The organism is Bradyrhizobium sp., assembly GCF_049798375.1.
Lineage (GTDB): Bacteria > Pseudomonadota > Alphaproteobacteria > Rhizobiales > Xanthobacteraceae > Bradyrhizobium.
The window spans coordinates 1-17,201 of the sequence record NZ_JBARGP010000661.1 but is presented as its reverse complement, the minus strand read 5'-3'; the positions used below and the strand labels follow the sequence as shown (position 1 = coordinate 17,201).

General features: G+C 64.7%; 19 protein-coding genes. 7 read left to right on the top strand and 12 right to left on the bottom strand.

Going from position 1 to position 17,201, the window contains the following annotated elements:
* Window positions 1–72 precede the first annotated feature (72 nt).
* Window positions 73–1,854, top strand: a complete 1,782-nt coding sequence (locus tag WA702_RS25890) for an SDR family oxidoreductase (protein ID WP_425113388.1) — start codon at window positions 73–75, stop codon at window positions 1,852–1,854.
* Here the strand turns inward: WA702_RS25890 and WA702_RS25885 are convergent.
* Both WA702_RS25885 and WA702_RS25880 read right to left on the bottom strand, forming a co-directional pair.
* Window positions 1,840–2,292, bottom strand: coding sequence for a MaoC family dehydratase (locus WA702_RS25885; protein ID WP_425113387.1), 453 nt, complete (start codon window positions 2,290–2,292; stop codon window positions 1,840–1,842). The genes WA702_RS25890 and WA702_RS25885 overlap by 15 nt on opposite strands.
* A gap of 27 nt (window positions 2,293–2,319) precedes the next feature.
* On the bottom strand, window positions 2,320–2,796 hold the full coding sequence (locus tag WA702_RS25880; protein ID WP_425113386.1) for a MaoC family dehydratase: 477 nt from the start codon (window positions 2,794–2,796) through the stop codon (window positions 2,320–2,322).
* 265 nt (window positions 2,797–3,061) lie between these two features.
* On the opposite strand from WA702_RS25880, the gene WA702_RS25875 reads away from it, so the two are divergent.
* Window positions 3,062–4,138, top strand: coding sequence for a flavodoxin family protein (locus WA702_RS25875; protein ID WP_425113385.1), 1,077 nt, complete (start codon window positions 3,062–3,064; stop codon window positions 4,136–4,138).
* A gap of 8 nt (window positions 4,139–4,146) precedes the next feature.
* Here WA702_RS25875 and WA702_RS25870 read toward each other — a convergent pair whose 3' ends face one another.
* Together WA702_RS25870 and WA702_RS25865 are read right to left on the bottom strand one after the other, a co-directional pair.
* Window positions 4,147–6,522 (bottom strand): membrane-bound PQQ-dependent dehydrogenase, glucose/quinate/shikimate family, encoded by a 2,376-nt coding sequence (locus WA702_RS25870; RefSeq protein WP_425113384.1) that lies wholly within the window; start codon window positions 6,520–6,522, stop codon window positions 4,147–4,149.
* A gap of 41 nt (window positions 6,523–6,563) precedes the next feature.
* Window positions 6,564–6,767 (bottom strand): hypothetical protein, encoded by a 204-nt coding sequence (locus WA702_RS25865; protein WP_425113383.1) that lies wholly within the window; start codon window positions 6,765–6,767, stop codon window positions 6,564–6,566.
* A gap of 220 nt (window positions 6,768–6,987) precedes the next feature.
* On the opposite strand from WA702_RS25865, the gene WA702_RS25860 reads away from it, so the two are divergent.
* Together WA702_RS25860 and WA702_RS25855 are read left to right on the top strand one after the other, a co-directional pair.
* The gene (locus WA702_RS25860) at window positions 6,988–7,896 is read left to right on the top strand and encodes an NAD(P)/FAD-dependent oxidoreductase (RefSeq protein ID WP_425113382.1); all 909 of its coding nucleotides are present in this window, start codon (window positions 6,988–6,990) and stop codon (window positions 7,894–7,896) included.
* Between the two features lie 60 nt (window positions 7,897–7,956).
* The gene (locus WA702_RS25855; protein WP_425113381.1) at window positions 7,957–8,883 is read left to right on the top strand and encodes a c-type cytochrome; all 927 of its coding nucleotides are present in this window, start codon (window positions 7,957–7,959) and stop codon (window positions 8,881–8,883) included.
* A 6-nt stretch (window positions 8,884–8,889) separates the two neighbouring features.
* Here WA702_RS25855 and WA702_RS25850 read toward each other — a convergent pair whose 3' ends face one another.
* Genes WA702_RS25850 through WA702_RS25815 form a run of 8 tightly spaced genes read right to left on the bottom strand, consistent with a single transcriptional unit; the run spans window position 8,890 to window position 15,754 of the window.
* Window positions 8,890–9,300 (bottom strand): c-type cytochrome, encoded by a 411-nt coding sequence (locus WA702_RS25850; RefSeq protein WP_425113380.1) that lies wholly within the window; start codon window positions 9,298–9,300, stop codon window positions 8,890–8,892.
* Window positions 9,281–10,177: a cytochrome c oxidase assembly protein gene (locus WA702_RS25845; protein WP_425113379.1), complete on the bottom strand. Its 897-nt coding sequence runs from the start codon at window positions 10,175–10,177 to the stop codon at window positions 9,281–9,283. Before WA702_RS25845 ends, WA702_RS25850 begins: the two co-directional genes overlap by 20 nt.
* Window positions 10,165–10,500, bottom strand: coding sequence for a hypothetical protein (locus WA702_RS25840; protein WP_425113378.1), 336 nt, complete (start codon window positions 10,498–10,500; stop codon window positions 10,165–10,167). Before WA702_RS25840 ends, WA702_RS25845 begins: the two co-directional genes overlap by 13 nt.
* Entirely contained in the window at window positions 10,497–11,099 is a 603-nt protein-coding gene (locus tag WA702_RS25835; RefSeq protein WP_425113377.1) for a cytochrome c oxidase subunit 3, read from the bottom strand. Before WA702_RS25835 ends, WA702_RS25840 begins: the two co-directional genes overlap by 4 nt.
* Entirely contained in the window at window positions 11,096–13,009 is a 1,914-nt protein-coding gene (gene ctaD, locus WA702_RS25830; protein WP_425113376.1) for a cytochrome c oxidase subunit I, read from the bottom strand. Before ctaD ends, WA702_RS25835 begins: the two co-directional genes overlap by 4 nt.
* The gene (gene coxB / locus WA702_RS25825) at window positions 13,006–14,016 is read right to left on the bottom strand and encodes a cytochrome c oxidase subunit II (RefSeq protein ID WP_425113375.1); all 1,011 of its coding nucleotides are present in this window, start codon (window positions 14,014–14,016) and stop codon (window positions 13,006–13,008) included. The genes ctaD and coxB overlap by 4 nt, the downstream gene beginning before the upstream one ends.
* Complete coding sequence (locus tag WA702_RS25820; RefSeq protein WP_425113374.1) at window positions 14,013–14,573, bottom strand: c-type cytochrome; 561 nt, start codon at window positions 14,571–14,573, stop codon at window positions 14,013–14,015. Before WA702_RS25820 ends, coxB begins: the two co-directional genes overlap by 4 nt.
* Before the next feature lie 50 nt (window positions 14,574–14,623).
* The gene (locus WA702_RS25815; RefSeq protein WP_425113373.1) at window positions 14,624–15,754 is read right to left on the bottom strand and encodes a DUF305 domain-containing protein; all 1,131 of its coding nucleotides are present in this window, start codon (window positions 15,752–15,754) and stop codon (window positions 14,624–14,626) included.
* A gap of 230 nt (window positions 15,755–15,984) precedes the next feature.
* Here WA702_RS25815 and WA702_RS25810 point away from each other — a divergent pair, with 230 nt between their 5' ends.
* From WA702_RS25810 to WA702_RS25800, 3 genes are all read left to right on the top strand, one after another.
* Window positions 15,985–16,599, top strand: coding sequence for a phosphatase PAP2 family protein (locus tag WA702_RS25810; protein WP_425113372.1), 615 nt, complete (start codon window positions 15,985–15,987; stop codon window positions 16,597–16,599).
* A 4-nt stretch (window positions 16,600–16,603) separates the two neighbouring features.
* Window positions 16,604–16,951, top strand: a complete 348-nt coding sequence (locus tag WA702_RS25805; RefSeq protein ID WP_425113371.1) for a DUF3147 family protein — start codon at window positions 16,604–16,606, stop codon at window positions 16,949–16,951.
* Window positions 16,948–17,201: DUF3147 family protein (locus WA702_RS25800; RefSeq protein WP_425113370.1), on the top strand; the 254-nt coding region annotated here is incomplete at its 3' end. The genes WA702_RS25805 and WA702_RS25800, both read left to right, overlap by 4 nt.

The following is a 17,201-nucleotide window of genomic DNA, read 5'->3' as shown; positions in this document are numbered from 1 at the left end:
ATCGTGAAATGATTGAAACCATGCCGATGCATCCCGGTTCTCCTGACATCATCGTGAGCCAGGAAGGGCATCATGGGCGGCAATCAACACCATCTGAGACCGGTCGCGGACAACATCTGGATCGTGGATGCCGGGCACATCAACGCCGCCGGGTTTTCGCTTCCGGTGCGCATGACTGTGATCCGGCTGACGAGCGGCGATCTGCTGCTGCATTCACCGACCAGATATTCGCAAGCTTTGCATCAGGAGCTGACACGCATCGGGCCGATCAAACATCTGCTCGCGCCCAATATTGCGCATTGGATGTTCCTACCGCAGTGGCAAAAGGCGTTGCCGGAGGCGAAGCTGTCCGCCGCGCCGGGGCTGGCCGATCGCGCCCAGGTCCGACGTTCCGGTTTGCGCATCGATCGCGAGTTGGGCGATACGACGCCGCATGAATGGGCCGAGGACATCGAACTCGTCCTGATCACCAGCTTGTTGTTTTCCGAGATCGAGCTGTTTCACAAGCCCAGTCGAACCCTGGTCCTGACCGACCTCGTGCAGAATCTTGCGCCGGAGCGGCTATCGTTCGTCTCCCGCGCCGTCGCGAACCTGCTGGGGATCACCGCACCGGATGGGACGGCACCGGCGTACTTACGGCTACTGTTGCGGCTCGGCGGCCGCCCCGTGGAGCAAGCAGTGTCGCGGCTGCTCCGGATGCGGCCGGAGCGGGTGATCTTCGCTCATGGAAGATGGTTCGAAAGCGGCGGCACGCAGCAGCTCCGACGCTCGCTCGCCTGGCTGCCATCCGCGGTCAAGGCAAGCGATGCGCTCGCGATTCCGCGCGATCTCGCTGCGCATCGCGTGGTCGTGACCGGGGCATCGAGCGGCATCGGTCGTGCGACGGCGCTGGCCCTGGCACGCAAGGGCGCGAGCCTCGCGCTTGCCGCCCGCCGCGCCAACCTGCTGCAAGACCTCGCGGCGGAATGCAACGCGCTTGGCGGCCGCGCCATCGCCGTCCAGACCGACGTGACGGACGCCGAAGCCGTGCAGCGACTCGCAGCCACGGCGGAAAAGACATTCGGCGCAATCGACGTCTGGATCAATAATGCCGGCACCGGCGTGTTCGGTGCCTTTCAGGACGCCGGCCTCGCACTGCACCGGCGCACCATCGAGGTCAATCTGCTGGGCACCATGAACGGCGCCTACGCGGCGCTGCCGGTGTTCCTGCGCCAGCGACGAGGCACGCTGATCAACAACATCTCGGTCGGCGGGTGGGCGCCGACGCCATTTGCCGCCGCCTACACCGCCAGCAAATTCGGCCTGAGGGGCTTTTCCGCAAGCCTCCGGCAGGAGCTGGCGGCACATCCTGATATCCATGTCTGCAGTGTCTTTCCGGCCATGGTCGATACGCCGGGCTTCGTTCACGGCGCCAACATGTCGGGCCGCAATCTCGATCCCGGCCCTATGCTGTATCGTTCCGAGGACGTCGCCGAAACGTTCATGCAGCTGATGCGTTCGCCGCGCGATGAGGTCGCCGTCGGCTGGCCCGCGCGTCTCGGCCAGATCTCCTATGCGCTGGCTCCGCGTCCGACCGAGCACGTGATGGGCGCCATCTTCCGCTTCCTGCTGTCGCGGGCAAACCGCGCTGCACGCAGCGAGGGCACGCTGCTTGCACCGGCGGAGGTCGGCGCCACCGCAAGCGGCGGCTGGCTCGCGCGCAAGCGGCTGCCGCCGGCGGACCAGATCAGCAAGATCGGTCTCGCGCTCGGCCTCGGTGTTCTCGGCGCGGTCGGCTTCACGCTGATGCGTGCCGATCGCGGCAATCGCTATCGACGCGGCCCTTCTTTTACTCGCCGGTCAGGCCATGATTGAACAGGACATCGGGAATTCGACCATCGCTTCACCGGCCGCGACGTGTTCGTTGCTTTGGTTGCGCACCAGCACGTCGATCAGCACCCAACGGGACTTCTGCGTCGACTGCTTGGACTTCACCACGCCGATCGGTTGAATCGTGTCACCCGGCTTGACCGGCTTGAGCCAGCGCGTCTCCAGGCGGCGCTGAATGGCGCCAGCGGGATAGGCCCAATCGGTCAGCATCCGGGTGATCAGCCCGAAATTGTTCATGCCATGCATGATGATGCCGCCGAAATTGGTCTTGCCGAAACTGTTCTTCATGTAGTCGTCATCGAGATGCAGCGGGTTATAGTCGAGCGAGCCGTCGCAAAATAGCCGGATCGATTCCCGAGAGACGTCGAATGTCGGACCATTGATGGTGTCGCCGACGGCGAGGTTTTCGAAGCTGGTGCTCATGCCGGGTCTCCTTCTCTCTCGCTGCGATCACGCGGGACGGATGGTCTGGCCGCGGCCGGAGCAGATGACCTCGCCATGCTGGTTGAAGAAAACATTGTCGTGGACGACGAAGAGCCGCTCGCGCTTGATAAATTTGTCCAGCGCACGGGCCTGCAGGGTGATGGTGTCGCCGGGGCGCGCCGGCTTGTTGTAGCTCCAGGATTGGCCGGCATTGATGGTGCCGGGTGTCCGCATCCAGTCGTCGGCCGGGGTGCAGGCGAACATCAGCAGGATGTGGATCGAGGGCGGCGCGATCAGCCCGCCATACAGAGTCGTCTTGGCATAAGCCTCATCGAAATAGAGCGGGTGATCTTCGCCGACGGAGCGGCAGTAGAGCTGAATGGCGTCCAGCGTCAGCTGGTAAGGGATCGTCTTGCGCGGTTCGCCTGGGACGATGTCGTCCCACACCTTGCGCAAATTGGCGTCTTTCCAGAAGTCCGTCTCGAATGTGGGCGCTGGCGCCATCGTCACTCCTCCAGAATTGTTGTCAGGCTTGCCACAGGCGGGCGTGATGTGTCGGGATGCGTAATGAGGAACCAACTCTATCAGGCCGGGCCGACATGGGCGATTCCGAGGTCACGCGTACGCGATCGATCTTGATGCCCCCACCCGCCGTCGAACCTGAGGTGCCGCGCCGTCGCGGTGGTCATCCCATGTGGTCCTGGAACAAGGGCGAGATAGGCCTGTTCCTTATGCTTCGTGGAAGCGCCGATCAGGGAGAAGGTAGCCCATGTCGACACCTGACGTTCGCAAGGGTATGCCACCGGTCAGATTGTCCCGTGAGGAATTCGAAAAGCGTTATCGCCGCCGCTTTGCCGATCCCGTGTTTGCTCCGCTGGCTCACGAGCTTGACGCCGTCATCGCTGCGGCGTGGGACGCTTATAGCCACTCGCGGAAGGCGCCGGTGACGCGCAGGGCAGGGGAGGGATTTGCTGACCCGGACTATGAGATCGCCGTGGACTGGCTGGCCGCGCGCGAGGCGATCCTGCAGGCACAGCGCGCGCATCAAGATATCAGTCGACCGCCCTGCATTCTGGTCATCAACGGCTCGCCGCGCAGCGAACACTCCTGTCCGGGCGAGATGTCGAAGAGCTGGCGGCTGCTCGAGCGTGCACATCAGGTCTTCAGCGAGATGGGCTACATCGTGAATGATCTGGACCTGTCGCGGCTCACGTCGGAGTTCGGCAACGAGATTCATCCCTGCAAATCCTGCGTGTCGACCGCGATGCCGCTCTGCCATTGGCCGTGCAGCTGCTATCCGAATTACGCGCTGGGCCAGACCGACGACTGGATGAACGAGATCTATCGGCTCTGGGTCGCCGCGCACGGCATCATGATCATCACGCCCGTGCACTGGTATCAGGCGCCGACGGTGCTGAAGGCGATGATGGATCGGCTGGTCTGCGCCGACGGCGGCAACCCCGATCCGAGCTCGACTCACGGCAAGGTCGCAACCGAAGCAAAGGCGCTCGAGCTCGAGGGCTGGCCGTATCCGAAGCATCTGGCCGGCCGCTATTTCAGCGTCGCGGTCCATGGCGACGCGGTCGGCGCTGAGACCTTGCGGCGCTCGCTCTCGGACTGGCTGACTGACATGTCGCTGATCTCGGCCGGGCGCATGGGTGAAACCGATGGCTATGTCGGCTACATGGAGCCTTACGCGACCTCGCACCAGGCGCTCGACGACGACCGCGCATTTCAGCAGGAGGTGGAAAACGCCGCGCATGCGCTTGGCCGAGCCGTGCAGCTCGCTCGCGCCGGCAGGCTGGAGGAGCCCGGGCGGGGGCTGACCGATCCGAGTCCGAAATAGCGCCGCGTCTACTGCTTCACCGCGTAGGCGCGGACGTAATCTCCCAGCTTGGTGCCGAACGAGCCGTGTCCGCCGGCGACGGTGACGACATATTGCGTGCCGCCCGCCTCGTAGGTCATCGGCGTCGACTGTCCGCCCGCAGGCAGCCGGTCCTGCCAGAGCAGCCGGCCGTCCTCGACGTCGAACGCCCTGATGTAATTGTCCATCGTGCCTGTCAGGAAGGCGACGCCGCCGGCGGTGACCATCGGGCCGCCAAGCATGGGAACGCCGAGCTTGAACGGCAGCGGCAGCGGGGAGGAGTCGCGGATGGTGCCGACGCGGTGCTGCCAGACGATCTTGTTGGTCTTCAGGTCCAGCGCGGCCAGGCTGCCCCAGGGCGGCGCCATGCAGGGAATATGAAACGGCGACAGGAAGATGCCGAGGTCGACGCCGTAGGGCGCGCCATACATCGGCTGCACGCCGACCTCCGTGCCGGGCGGATGCGCGGCATCAGGCGCGGCGGGATTGTCCTTGCCGCGGGGCACCAGGCGCGAGATGAACGGGATCGATTGCGGATTGGCAATCGCGATCTGCCGGCGCGGATCGACCGCGATGCCGCCCCATTCGAACATGCCGAAATCGCCGGGAAACACCAGCGTGCCCTGTTCGGAGGGCGGCGTGAACGGCCCCTCATAGCGCAGCCGCTTGAACTTCACCCGGCAGATCAGCTGGTCGAACATCGTGCTGCCCCACATCTGGGCCTCCGTCAGCATCTTTTGCGGGCGGAAGCTCAGATCGGAGAACGGCTGGGTCGGCGCGGTATGGTCGCCGGAGGCCGCACCTTGGGGCACCGGGCGTTCCGGCGCCGGCACCAGCTGATGGCCGTCACGGCGATCCAGCACGAAGATGTTGCCGGTCTTGGCGGGGATATAGATCGCCGGCACCACGTCGTTGCCCTGATGCAGGTCCATCAAGCTTGGCTGCGACGGCATATCCATGTCCCAGAGATCGTGATGCACGTTCTGGAACGACCAGCGCAGCTTGCCGGTGGCGATGTCGAGCGCCACCATTGCCGAATCGTAACGCTCCTCATCCGGGGTGCGATGTCCCGCCCAGATATCCGGCGAGCTCGATCCGAGCGGCTCGTAGACCAGGCCGAGTTTTTCGTCGACGGAAGCCACCGTCCATGCGTTCGGCGAGCCCGGGGTGAAGTGATGGGTCGCGGACGGCATTTCGTTGGGATCGGGATTGCCGGCGTCGAAGGCCCAGATCAGCTTGCCCGTGTAGATGTCGAAGCCGCGGATCGCGCCTGACGGCACCTTGTCGGAATAATTGTCGATGACGGCGCCCGCCATGATCAAGACCTTGTCGGTCACGACCGGCGGCGAGGTGCCCTCGTAGTAGCCGACCGTCTTGATCTCGTTGCCTTCCTTCAGATCGATCTGGCCGTGATCGCCAAATCCATCGCAGGGCTTTCCCGTCGCGGCATCGAGCGCAAACAGCCGGCCGTCATCGGTGGGCAGGAAGATGCGCTTGGGGCATTCGCTCGGCGCCGGCGCGCCGTCGGCGGTCACGGCGCCGGACGCGGTTTCGTGATAAGCGACGCCGCGACACGTCATGTGCTGGAAGCTCTTGTTGTGCTGAATCTGCGGATCGAACTTCCATCGCAGCTGGCCGGTCGCGGCCTCCAGCGCGAACACGATTTGATGCGGCGAACACGTATAGAGCAGATCGCCGACTTTCAGCGGTGTCGCCTCGTTGGTGAATTCGTCCGGATCGTCAGGGCCCTTGTGGTCGCCGGTCTGAAATTCCCAGGCCAGCTTGAGATCCTTGGCATTGTCCCTGGTGATCCCTGCCAGGTCGGAATAGCGCGTCCCGGCACCGGTGCTGCCATAAGCGGTCCAATCGGCCTTGGCCGGCGCGGCCGCGAGATCGGCGATGGGGGTCGATTGAGGCAACTTGCCGGCGATGGCAACGCGATCCGAGCTCAACGAAACGCCGAGAACGACGATCGAGGCAACCACGCCCACGCCCAGCGCGCGCCGCGCGGTCCGCCAGCCTGGCGACAGATGCCAGGTGATGAAGGGAAACAGCAGCCACACCCCGAGCGGCACCAGGATGTCGCCGCGCGGCGCCAGCGACCAGAAGTCGAGCCCGACTTCCCAGATCGCCCAGATCAACGTGCCGAGCAGCAGCGCCGCATAGACCCAGAGCGCCAGCGCGCTGCGGCGCATCAGCAGCCAGCTCGTCACCGCCAGCGCCACGCCTGCGATCACATAATAGATCGAGCCGCCGAGCACCGCGAGCCAAAGCCCTCCCGCGAACAGCACGATGCTCATCAGTTGCATCACGACGACCGTCGCGCGCAGGATGGGCGCACGCGGTCGCTCGCTCAGATCGGCCATGGTCGTCAGTTCCCCTGCATGGATCGCGCTCGCTGCGAAGGCTACTTGATAATACCGGATCCGGCGTCGGCGGGTTCCTGACAATCTGCCGTGCAAGGTCTGATCTCGAGATGATCCTCGAGAGATCGCGTCCCCTCGGGCCCGCTCTCCACCAGGCCCGCGGTTTCCGCCGCATCCCAGGCTTCCTGCTCGGTCTCAAACACCCGGGTCAGCCTCTCACCGCCCTCGAACAAGGCATACGGCATGGCCGTCTCCCGATGGTCATCACGTTACACAGCTCAAATCCCGCATTCGTCATCTGTTCCAATATTTGCGTTCTGGTCGCGGGGACAGGCCGCGATTTGGCCCGCATGTCTGGACCCCGGTGACGGCTCGAACGTTCTAGCCAGAGGAAATGCTGCAGGCAGGTGTCTCTGACCGGCGAGCATCGGCGTAACTTTCGATCGGTTCGAGTGGGATCGTTTCATGCAGCAACCCGAAGTTCTGATCGTCGGCGGAGGACCGGCCGGTCTGATGGCCGCGATCTACCTGGCTCGGTTTCGACGCAACGTGCAGATCATCGATGCGGGCGCGAGCAGGGCCGCGCTCATCCCGCGCAGCCATAATCTGCCCGGATTCCCTAACGGCGTGCCCGGGCGCGAACTGCTGGGGCAGATGCGCAACCAGGTGGCGGATCTCGGCGTGCCGATCATTCGAGGCGAGGTGACGTCGATCGAGCAGGCGGATGGTCTGCTGTTGGTGCGTCATGACAGCCACGAAACCGCGGCTCAGCGCATCATCATGGCGACCGGCATCGTCGACCGGCAGGTTGCGTTTCCGGATTGGGTCGACGCGGTTGCCTGCGGCCTGTTGCGCTATTGTCCGGTTTGCGACGCCTACGAGGCCATCGATCGAAAAATCGGGGTGCTCGGTCCACTCGACCAGGCCGGCCACAAGGCGCTGTTTCTGCGTGGCTACAGCGGGGATGTCACGTTGATCCCCAGCGATGATCGTGACGCGGAGATCAGGCACCGTTTGCTGGAAGCAGGGGTCCGGATCGCCGCCCCGCTTCGCCGGCTTCAACGCGCCGCGAATGCGATGGAAGCGCTGCTTGCCGATGGCTCGGTCGAGCGTTTCGACATGATCTACCCGGCGATGGGCGCCGATGTTCGATCCGAGCCGCTGCTCCGGCTCGGTGCGCGTCATACGCCCGAAGGATTTTTATTGGTGGATGACAAGCAACAGAGCAGCATCCGTCACGTCTATGGCATCGGCGACGTGGTCACCGATCTGCATCAGATCAGCGTCGCCTTCGGCCATGCGGCCGTCGCGGCGTGTCACGCCCATCATTCCTTGCCGACGCGCCATGCCGCGCAACTGCGCCGGAGTGCGTGATCAGGCATGAGCTGAAGCGCAGAAGGCAAATTCGGTGAGTACCAGTGAAGGAGTGCTGTCATGAAGCCGAGGACCGTGGCGGTGTCGGTTGCGCTGTTATGCGCAGCCGGCGTCATCGTCGCGATCGGCGCCTGGCTCGTGACCGCGCCACGACCGGCCTTCTCCGCCGACAGCACGTCACTCTTCGACCAGGCCGGCGATGCCAAGCGTGGCGAGCAGGTGTTTCTCGCTGGCGACTGTGCATCCTGTCACGCCTCGCTGGGACAGAAGGATCGTCTACGGCTGGGCGGAGGGCTCGCTTTGGCCTCGCCCTACGGCACATTTCGCGCGCCCAACATCTCAAGTGATCCGAAGGACGGCATCGGCGCCTGGACGACCAGGGATCTCGCCAATGCGCTGCTCAGCGGGGTGTCGCCGGACGGCAGCCATTACTATCCGGTCTTTCCTTACGCGAGCTATGCGCATCTGACGATCGAGGATGTCGCCGATCTTCTTGCTTACTTGCGCACCTTGCCGGCGGTTTCAGGCCGCGCGCCGCCTCATGACCTCAACCTGCTGTTCTCGATCCGCCGCTTCGTCGGCTTCTGGAAGCTGCTCTATTTCAGGCCGGGCAAGATCGCGCCGGATGCTTCGCATGATGAGCAATGGAATCGCGGGCGCTATCTGGTGGAAGCGGCGGGACATTGCGCCGAATGCCATTCCTCGCGAGATCTGTTCGGCGGCATCAAGGACAAGACGCGGTTCGCCGGTGGACAGGATCAGGTCGGCACGGGCTTTTATCCGAACATCACGCCGGCGCGGATCGGCCACTGGTCACAGGCTCAGATTGCCGAGGTCTTGGCCTCGGGCAATACGCCTGATCACGGCCGGGTCGGATCCTCGATGGCCGATGTGGTGACGAACACCGCGCAGTTGCCGCAGGCCGACCGGAATGCCATCGCAGCCTATATCAAGGCGTTGCCGGCGCGGCCGACGGAAAAGCCGTAGGCTTCGTCACTGCGCGTAGAGATAGGCAGCGACATCGCGCGCCTCGGCCTCGGTGATCCCGGTCGCCGGCATCGCCGTGCGCGGTGCGAATGTCTGTGGGGATACGATCCACGTCACCAGATTGTCAGGGGAGTTGTTGGCGCTGCCGCCGACATAGACCCGGTGGACAAGGCCCGACAATGACGGTCCGACTTGGCCATCGGCGCCGGCAAGCCCGGGAATGGTGTGGCAGCCGCCGCAGCCATAGCGGCGCATGATTTCGGGGGCGCGCGCGGGATCGCCGCCGGTCATCGCGCGCGCGACGCGCTCGGCCTGCTGCCGCGATGACCATGCCATGCCGCCGGTGATAGCCAGGACGGCGCAGGCGATGACGATGGCGGTTCCGAGCCAGACCCATCTAGAGCGGATGGAGGACATCGGCCCGCCTCGCTTTCTCGCTCGACGTTTGAATCCACAGCGCCAGCAGGACCAATGCGGCGCCGGCATAAATGGTGCCTGCCGGCACCCACATGATCACGCCCGCCAACTGCTGGTCTTCGAGCGGCGTCAGTCCCCAATCCGCCGCGGCGGCCGTCTGCGCGCCGTAGAGCACGCGCGGGGCCAGCGCCATCAGGGCGCCCAGCACGCTGGTGTGCAGCATGGTGATGAAGACATGCCAGGCCGCGGCTCCCGCCGGGCTGCGCCACAGCACCGCCCACCAGAACAGCACGGCCGAGGCGAAGAAGCTGACATGCTGCAGCCGGTGTAGCGTGATATTCTCGACCGCGGCATCGAACAGGATCGGCGCATGCCAAACCCATATGGCAACGCCATGGAGCAGGGTGGCGGTGCCGCCGCTCGCAAGCGCGCGCCAAGTCCCGCGGACCGGCCAGCTGCACAGCAGTCCGGCCGTCTGCCGTCTGGCGTTGCGCGGCAGTGCCCACAGCATGGTGCCGAGCGGGCGTGATGCCACCATCAATGGCGCCGAGATCGCCATCAGAATCTCGTGCTCGATCATATGGAAGGTGAAGAGATGCTCGCCCAGCCAATGCAGCGGCGACACCAGCGCACCGCCCAGGCTGATCCAGCCGGACCAGAACGCCAGTGGCCGCCAGTCCTGGGCCGGCCGCGCGCTCCTGCGCGATCGCAACCGCCAGCTTCCGAGCGCGTAGAGAACACCGACCGTGACGAGCGGAGAGACGATCCAGGGATCAAAGGTCCAGCTCGCATGTGTCTCAGCCTCCGCGCCGCCATGCGCGTAGGCCGCGCGGCTGAACGCGGTCATGATGAAGGCAATGAGGATCAGCGTTCGCATCCGCTCAGCACCAGAGAGGCTGCGCCCTGCATCAGCAGCGCGAACGTGAAGACGAGCGCCGCCAGCGCGCTGAGCCGCGACGAAAACGGCAGGCTGCGGTCATCGCCGATCGACGGCCGGCTGTCGAGGCGCCAGGACAGCGCCCCGGAGCCGAGCACGATCAAGGCACCGAAAAGGGAGATGATCGCGGAGACGTGGTGCTTGCCGATGCAGTCCGCGGTCGGCAGGATTTCGCCGAGCTGAGTGTTGACCGCCCAGGCAACGCCGCCGATCACGAGGCCGGCCCAGGCCATCAGTTTTGCCGATGTGCTTGGTAATCTCATATCCGTGCCAGCCAATAGATGCAGCCATAGATCGGAAGCCACGCCGCGACGACAAAGTTCCAATACATCGCGTTGTCCTGGACGTCGCCATAGCGGCGCCGGTTGTCGCCGTGCCGACTGAACATCAGGACGGCCAGCACCACCGTGTCGATGAGATCGGTCAGGATGTGCGTCGTGTGCAATCCGAGCATGGTCCAGATGACCGAACCGTATGCGTTGCTATCCCATTTGACCTTGAGCGCAGGAAATTCAAACACGCGGATGATCAGCGGCACGATGCCGAGCACCGACATGACGACCATGCCGATCCGCACCTTCCGTAAGTCCTGTTGCTGGGCCCAGCGCGACACCAGCACGTTTGGAACGACGCTGGCGAGCAGGGCCACCGTCATGACAGAGCCCGCCAAGAGGTCCGGCGGCGGCGCGTTGAGCGGCCAGCTTGGGGCCAGGCTCATCAGATAGAGATAGACGGCGATGACCAGCGCAAAGCCGGTGCCTTCGATCAGCATGAACCCGAGCGTGCCCCACCAGGTCACGCTGGCAGCACCGAACCCGTGCAGCGGCAGCTTGGAGACATCGAGTACGATACGCTGTTTCATGCATCGTCCTCCGGCGTGCCGGCGGGCCAGAACCAGCCGATCAGCGTGATCGCGATCGGGATCGAGCCCCACACCACCGCCCAGGGCGAGAAGATCGACCAGATCAGCATGATGCTGGTGGCGATTGCCGTGAGCAGCGGCCAGATCGAGTTGCGCGGCGAGGATTCGCGCGCCTGCGGCTCCGCGACCGTGATCGTGGTTACCACGAGTTCGCGGCGCGCGGTCCGCAGTCCGCTGGCAACGTTCAGTGATCCGACCTGATCCCACAGCGGATTGGCACTGCCGACAACCGGGATATAAGCAAAATTATAGGCCGGCGGGGGTGAGCTGGTCGCCCATTCCAATGTCGGGGCATCCCAGGGATTGTCTCCGGCGGGCTTGCCCGATCGCGCACTGATGATGGCGTCGATGAAGAAGATCAGAAAGCCGGCGGCAAGGATGACGGCGCTGACGCTGACGAACAGGTTGATGCCGTGCCAGGGCAGGTCGGGCTGATAGGTGTAGATCCGCCGCGGCATGCCTTCCAGGCCGAGGATGTGCATCGGAAAAAAGGTGAGATGGAAACCGATGAAGATTAGCCAGAACGCCCAGCGTCCGAGCCGCTCGCTCATCATCCTTCCAGTGAACTTGGGAAACCAATAGTAAACTGCGCCGAGCAGCGGAAACACCGCGCCGCCGATCAGCACGTAGTGGAAATGCGCGACGACGAAGTAGGTGTCGTGGACTTGCGTGTCGAACGGCACGGACGCGACCATCACGCCGGTGAGGCCGCCGATCACGAAGGTGACGATGAAGCCGATCACGAACAGCAGCGGCGTCTTGAACACCGGCCGGCCGTCCCACAATGTCGCAATCCAGCAGAAGATCTGGATGCCCGCGGGGATGGCGATGGCCATGCTGGACGCCGTGAAGAAGCTCTCGCCGAGCCGCGGCAAGCCCGTGACGAACATGTGGTGCACCCACAGGCCGAAGGCGAGAATGCCGGTGGCGATCAGTGCCATCACCAGCGCGAGATAGCCGAACACGGGACGCCGCGCGAAGGTCGCGACCAGGGTCGAGACCATGCCGACCGCCGGCAGGAAGATGATGTAGACCTCGGGATGGCCGAAGAACCAGAACAGATGCTGCCAGAGCAGCACATCGCCGCCTTCCGCCGGATTGAAGAAATGCGTGCCGACCAGCCGATCCAGGATCAGGCTGGTGCTCGCCACCATGATCGCCGGCATCGCCATGATCACGAGAAACGAGGTCACCAGCATCGACCAGACGAACAGCGGGATGCGATCGAGCGACATGCCGGGCGCGCGCTGCTTGAACACGGTGACGACGATCTCGACCGCAACCGCCAGCGCCGCAACTTCGGTGAAGGTGATCATCTGGGCCCAGATGTCGGCGCGCTTGCCCGCCGCATATTGCGGACCGGACAGCGGCACATAAGCAAACCAGCCGACGTCGGGGCCCATGTCGATTGCAAACGCGATCCAGAGCAGGAGCCCGCCAGCGAGGAATATCCAATAGGAGAATGCGTTGAGGCGCGGAAAGGCGATATTACGTGTCCCGACCATCAGAGGCACGAGATAGACGCCCATCGCCTCCATCACCGGCACCGCGAACAGGAACATCATGTTCGCGCCATGCATCGTAAAGATCTGATTGAAGCGATCCGGCCCGATCATTCGGGCTTCCGGCGCAGCGAGCTGCAGGCGCATCAACAAAGCGAGCACGCCGCCGAGCGCGAGGAACACGAAGGCGGTGAAGATGTAACGACGACCGATGATCTTGTGATCGACCGTAGTCAGCATGCCCCAGAGGCCAGGCTCGGTCTTCCAGGTCTGCGCAAGCGCAGTATCGAGTTCGTCGCGCGCCAACTCGACATCGAGCGTCTCGGTTCGGACTGCCGCATCACTCATTTGAGGCTCGCGAGATAGGCCGAGACTGCGCGCAGCTCGTCCGGCGTCAGCGGCACCAGCGGCATGTTGTTGCCGGGCTTCAGGGTCTGCGGATCGGCGATCCAGGCCGCAAGCGAGCCCCGGGTGGTCTCGAACAGTCCGGCGGCGATGGTTCGACGGCTGCCGATATGCGTGAGATCGGGACCGGGCGTGCCGGCGGCTTGCGTGCCGCGAATGGTATGGCAACCGGCACACGGCTTCGCCATGAACACATCGCGGCCCGTTGCGATCTCCTCATCGTCCGCCTGCACCGCCGGCGCGCGCTGCGCATCCGCCCAGCGCTCGAAATCGGCCGGCTCCTGCGCGATGACGAGGAACGCCATATGCGCATGCTGCAGCCCGCAAAATTCCGCGCATTGTCCGCGATAGGTGCCGGCGCGATCGGCGCGGATCGTGATCTCATTGAGCCGGCCCGGGATCAAATCCTGCTTGCCGGCCAGGCTCGGCACCCAGAACGAATGGATCACGTCGTCGCCTTCCAGCAGCAGGTGCACGTTGCGGCCGACCGGAACGTGAATCTCGTTGGCGGTCTCGAAGCGCTGCGATGGGTCGGGGCCGGTATACTCCACGCTCCACCACCATTGCAGGCCGCGAACCCGAACGGTGAGGTCGTCCGGTCCGGCGACGCTCAGCGCGTGCGTGGTGACGAAGCTTGCGAGCGTGAAGATGGCGATGATGATCGTGGTGAGGCCGACCAACGCCGTGACGACGCGTCCCATGCGGCGCTCGCGCTCCGGCAGCAGCTCGGTCGGCCGCGGCCGCTCGCCGCGTCGCCGCCACAGTGCGGTGATCATGCCAATCATCACCAGCGCCCAGACGATCGAGCAGACCGCGACGATGAAGATGATCAGATGCTTCAGGCTGAGCGCGGACGGACCATGCGTGTCCAACGCCGACTGCCAGTTGTCGCAGCCTGCAAGCAGCAGGCATGTTGGCAACAGGCCGACGCGAACCAGCCGCCGGATCACGGCGTCGGTCCCTGATCGGGATGAACCGGTATCGGACCTTCGTTGAACTGGATTGCCGCAGGCGCGCGGTTCTCGGCCGGCCGGGTCTGCTTCTCGTCGTTACGCGACGGGGCCGCGGTCTTTGCCGAATAGGCGCCGATCGTCTGCACGTAACCGGCCAGCTGCCAGATCTCGTCGGTTGTCATCTTGTCCTTGAAGGCCGGCATGCCGTGCGGACGGCCGTCGCGGATCGAGGCGAAGATCGAGACCATCTCGGGCCCGTAGTACCACCAGCCATCGAGAAAAGAAGGCCCGATCCCGCCTTCCCCGTCGCCATGGCAGCTCTTGCAGCCGAACCAGGAGTAGAGCCGCTTGCCCTCGCTTAGATTGTAGGCGTTGCTCTCATACGGCTTGTCCAGCGCGAAATAGACCTGGGGCGGCGCGCCCGCGATCCGGTTCGGCATCAGCGCGATCTTGTCTAACGCGTCTGCGACAGGAGGATCGAGCCGCAGCTCGCGCTTCTCCCGCTCGCATCCCCCCAATGTCACGATGCAGAGCAACAGCACCACCACCCGCATTGTGATTGCCTCTCCTCGGGAGGTACAATCCTTGACATAAAGGCAGGTTCCTATCGGGTTCCGGCGCGGTCGCGCGGATTGACGTTGTCCGTCAGCATGGCGCCGAGCGCTATTCTGACAGCGGCAAATCCCTGCACGCCGTCCATCAGCGCGATCTCGCCCTGCTGCTCGTGGCGGATCGCATGTGCCATGACCCGGAGCCGCGCGTCGCCGCGGCTGTGCCATTCCTGGTCGGCCATCAGCACGGCGCCGCGATGATGCAGGCTCATCAGCCGCACGAAGGTTGCATCGAACGCGTCGTCTGGCGCATTGCGCGCCTCTCGCATCTGCGCCTCGGTCAGATAGCCCGGCATGTCGGTGCGCTCGCGCGCCGAGCAGTCGGGAAGCGGGGTGTCGAACCAGCTCCGCCACCAGCCTTCGAAGATACGGTTCTCTCCCGCCTGGCTCGCGACCATCAGCCGGGCGAGCGCGGCGAGATGTGGATCGCGCGCACGTTCCGCGCCGAGCCCGGCGAGTTCGATGCCCTGACGATGATGCGTCGTCATGTGGCGGATGTACACTTGGTCGGCGGTTCGGTCGGCACCCCGCCACGGCCATTCATGTCCCGTTGCGCCGAGCCCGGCAATGCCGGCCAGCAACACGACGGTGACCGCGCCGCCGAGTGCCCAGGCCTTGGCAAAGCGAACGTCCTTCGATCGCGGTGCGCTGCCGAACGGATAGCGCAGCCAGACGAACAGCGGATACATTGCCGCTGAGGACATATGGACCAGCAGCCCAATCCAATAGGGCTGCTGCAGCGTGAACAGCGGCTGAAAGAACGGAAACAGCGGCACCAGCAGCAGCCATTCGGTGGCGGAGGTGACGACAGCCCAGGGTATTGCCAGCGCCAGGATCGCGAGCGGCCGCAACTCCGCGGTCCAGCGGCCGAACAGGCCGAAGAACACCAGCGCCCAGGAGAAGTCGGCCCATTGATGAAACGCGATGCCGGCCGCGATCGCTTGCCAGCTCGGCTCGGCCGTGAGCATGCCGTCACGGAACGGAATCGCGGCCACCGTCATCCAGCCGACCGCCGCGTCGCGGCCGATCCGCGCGGCCGCGAGTTGGCTGACCAGCGTCGAGAATGTGCTGCTGACGAGGCCGAGCTTGGCGGCTGCGATCCAGTTCGATGAGGGACGATGCATCACATCTTTGTCTGCCGCCTCAATCAAATGTCCTTTGCGCTGTCGCTGCCGGAAGCTCTCGCCTTGTGCGACGCCAACGGGCGACCTGGCCGGACGTTCCTGCGCAGGCCTGGCAGCGGCCGCTGCGCAAGCGCGTGACGATTATGATAGTTTGATGAACTCTTGCGGCGGACCGGCGTTGAAGCGGGCCAACCTTCGCAGTCCGTAAGCCGATGAGTACAGCAGCCCGAATGTCAGCCAGTCGCGTCCACCGGACGCTCAGCAACCCATTTCCCATCGCCGTCAAGCCGACCAGGGCCGATGTGGCGGTCGCCGACGCCGTCGCGCGCAACACCAAACCCGCACCTGAACAAGTCGCGCGCGCGCTGACCTGGGGTGCCGACGAGAAGGTGCTGATGGCGCTGGCCGCGGTGGGTTGGCTCGCTTCGCGCGGCGGCAGCGAGCTGCTGCGGCGTGCGGGCAATCACGCGCTGCTGGTGACGGTGGCCGCTTCGCTGCTGCCGCACGGCTTCAAAGTGCTGTTCGACCAGACTCGGCCGGATCGCAAGACGGTGCTCGGCCACATGCACGGCGTGTCGTTTTCCGGCAAGCGTGAAGATGCCTTTCCGTCCGGTCATGCGCTGCACATGGGCGCGCTGGCCTCCGCGGCCGGCACCTTGCCGGCCGGGCCGCGCTGGACCATCCGGGCGCTAGCCGTCGGCCTGTCGCTGACACGCGTTGCGGTCCTGGCGCACTGGACGACCGACGTGGTCGCAGGCTTCGCGCTCGGCGCTGGATTGGAGCGTCTGCTGCGGCTGTGGACCGGCTATCAGGCCGACGCCGATCCGCGGTCGAAACCCAGATGACGCCATGACCGAATATCTGATCCGTTTCGTGGTCGGCGGCGTCGTGGTGTCCGCTTTCGCAATGCTGGGAGATGTGCTGCGTCCGAAGAGTTTTGCCGGCCTGTTCGGCGCCGCGCCCTCGGTCGCGCTCGCCACGCTCGGGATTGCGATTTATCAGCACGGCGTCGACTACGCGGTGCTGCAAAGCCATGCGATGATGGCAGGCGCGCTTGCCCTCGCGATCTATAGCGTCGTCGTCTGCCAGCTTCTCATTCGCGCGCGGCTGCGGGCGCTCCCGGCCACGCTACTGACGCTCGTGGTCTGGCTAGCTGTCGCTGTCGGTTTGTTAAAGCTCGCTGGAGGCGCGACGTGACGCCGATCCGGATATCTCCGTCATCGCTCCGCGAGGGCAGGTGGTACGAATATCTGGTCCGCTTTGCGCTGGGTGGAGCGGCCACGGTCTTGGCCGGCCTCATCAGCAGTTACTTTGGGGCCTCCGTGGGTGGTCTGTTCCTGGCGTTGCCAGCCATCTTCTGCGCCAGCGCGACGCTGATCGAGAGTCATGAGATCCGCCGCAAGCGGGAGGCGGGCTTCTCCGGCGCGCGCCGCGGGCAGCAGGCGGC

Excerpts from the sequence above, each read along its gene's own strand:
- WA702_RS25890 (WP_425113388.1), top strand. The coding sequence starts at position 73 with ATGGGCGGCAATCAACACCATCTGAGACCGGTCGCGGACAACATCTGG.
- WA702_RS25885 (WP_425113387.1), bottom strand. The coding sequence starts at position 2,292 with ATGAGCACCAGCTTCGAAAACCTCGCCGTCGGCGACACCATCAATGGT.
- WA702_RS25880 (WP_425113386.1), bottom strand. The coding sequence starts at position 2,796 with ATGGCGCCAGCGCCCACATTCGAGACGGACTTCTGGAAAGACGCCAAT.
- WA702_RS25875 (WP_425113385.1), top strand. The coding sequence starts at position 3,062 with ATGTCGACACCTGACGTTCGCAAGGGTATGCCACCGGTCAGATTGTCC.
- WA702_RS25870 (WP_425113384.1), bottom strand. The coding sequence starts at position 6,522 with ATGGCCGATCTGAGCGAGCGACCGCGTGCGCCCATCCTGCGCGCGACG.
- WA702_RS25865 (WP_425113383.1), bottom strand. The coding sequence starts at position 6,767 with ATGCCGTATGCCTTGTTCGAGGGCGGTGAGAGGCTGACCCGGGTGTTT.
- WA702_RS25860 (WP_425113382.1), top strand. The coding sequence starts at position 6,988 with ATGCAGCAACCCGAAGTTCTGATCGTCGGCGGAGGACCGGCCGGTCTG.
- WA702_RS25855 (WP_425113381.1), top strand. The coding sequence starts at position 7,957 with ATGAAGCCGAGGACCGTGGCGGTGTCGGTTGCGCTGTTATGCGCAGCC.
- WA702_RS25850 (WP_425113380.1), bottom strand. The coding sequence starts at position 9,300 with ATGTCCTCCATCCGCTCTAGATGGGTCTGGCTCGGAACCGCCATCGTC.
- WA702_RS25845 (WP_425113379.1), bottom strand. The coding sequence starts at position 10,177 with ATGCGAACGCTGATCCTCATTGCCTTCATCATGACCGCGTTCAGCCGC.
- WA702_RS25840 (WP_425113378.1), bottom strand. The coding sequence starts at position 10,500 with ATGAGATTACCAAGCACATCGGCAAAACTGATGGCCTGGGCCGGCCTC.
- WA702_RS25835 (WP_425113377.1), bottom strand. The coding sequence starts at position 11,099 with ATGAAACAGCGTATCGTACTCGATGTCTCCAAGCTGCCGCTGCACGGG.
- ctaD (WP_425113376.1), bottom strand. The coding sequence starts at position 13,009 with ATGAGTGATGCGGCAGTCCGAACCGAGACGCTCGATGTCGAGTTGGCG.
- WA702_RS25820 (WP_425113374.1), bottom strand. The coding sequence starts at position 14,573 with ATGCGGGTGGTGGTGCTGTTGCTCTGCATCGTGACATTGGGGGGATGC.
- WA702_RS25815 (WP_425113373.1), bottom strand. The coding sequence starts at position 15,754 with ATGCATCGTCCCTCATCGAACTGGATCGCAGCCGCCAAGCTCGGCCTC.
- WA702_RS25810 (WP_425113372.1), top strand. The coding sequence starts at position 15,985 with ATGTCAGCCAGTCGCGTCCACCGGACGCTCAGCAACCCATTTCCCATC.
- WA702_RS25805 (WP_425113371.1), top strand. The coding sequence starts at position 16,604 with ATGACCGAATATCTGATCCGTTTCGTGGTCGGCGGCGTCGTGGTGTCC.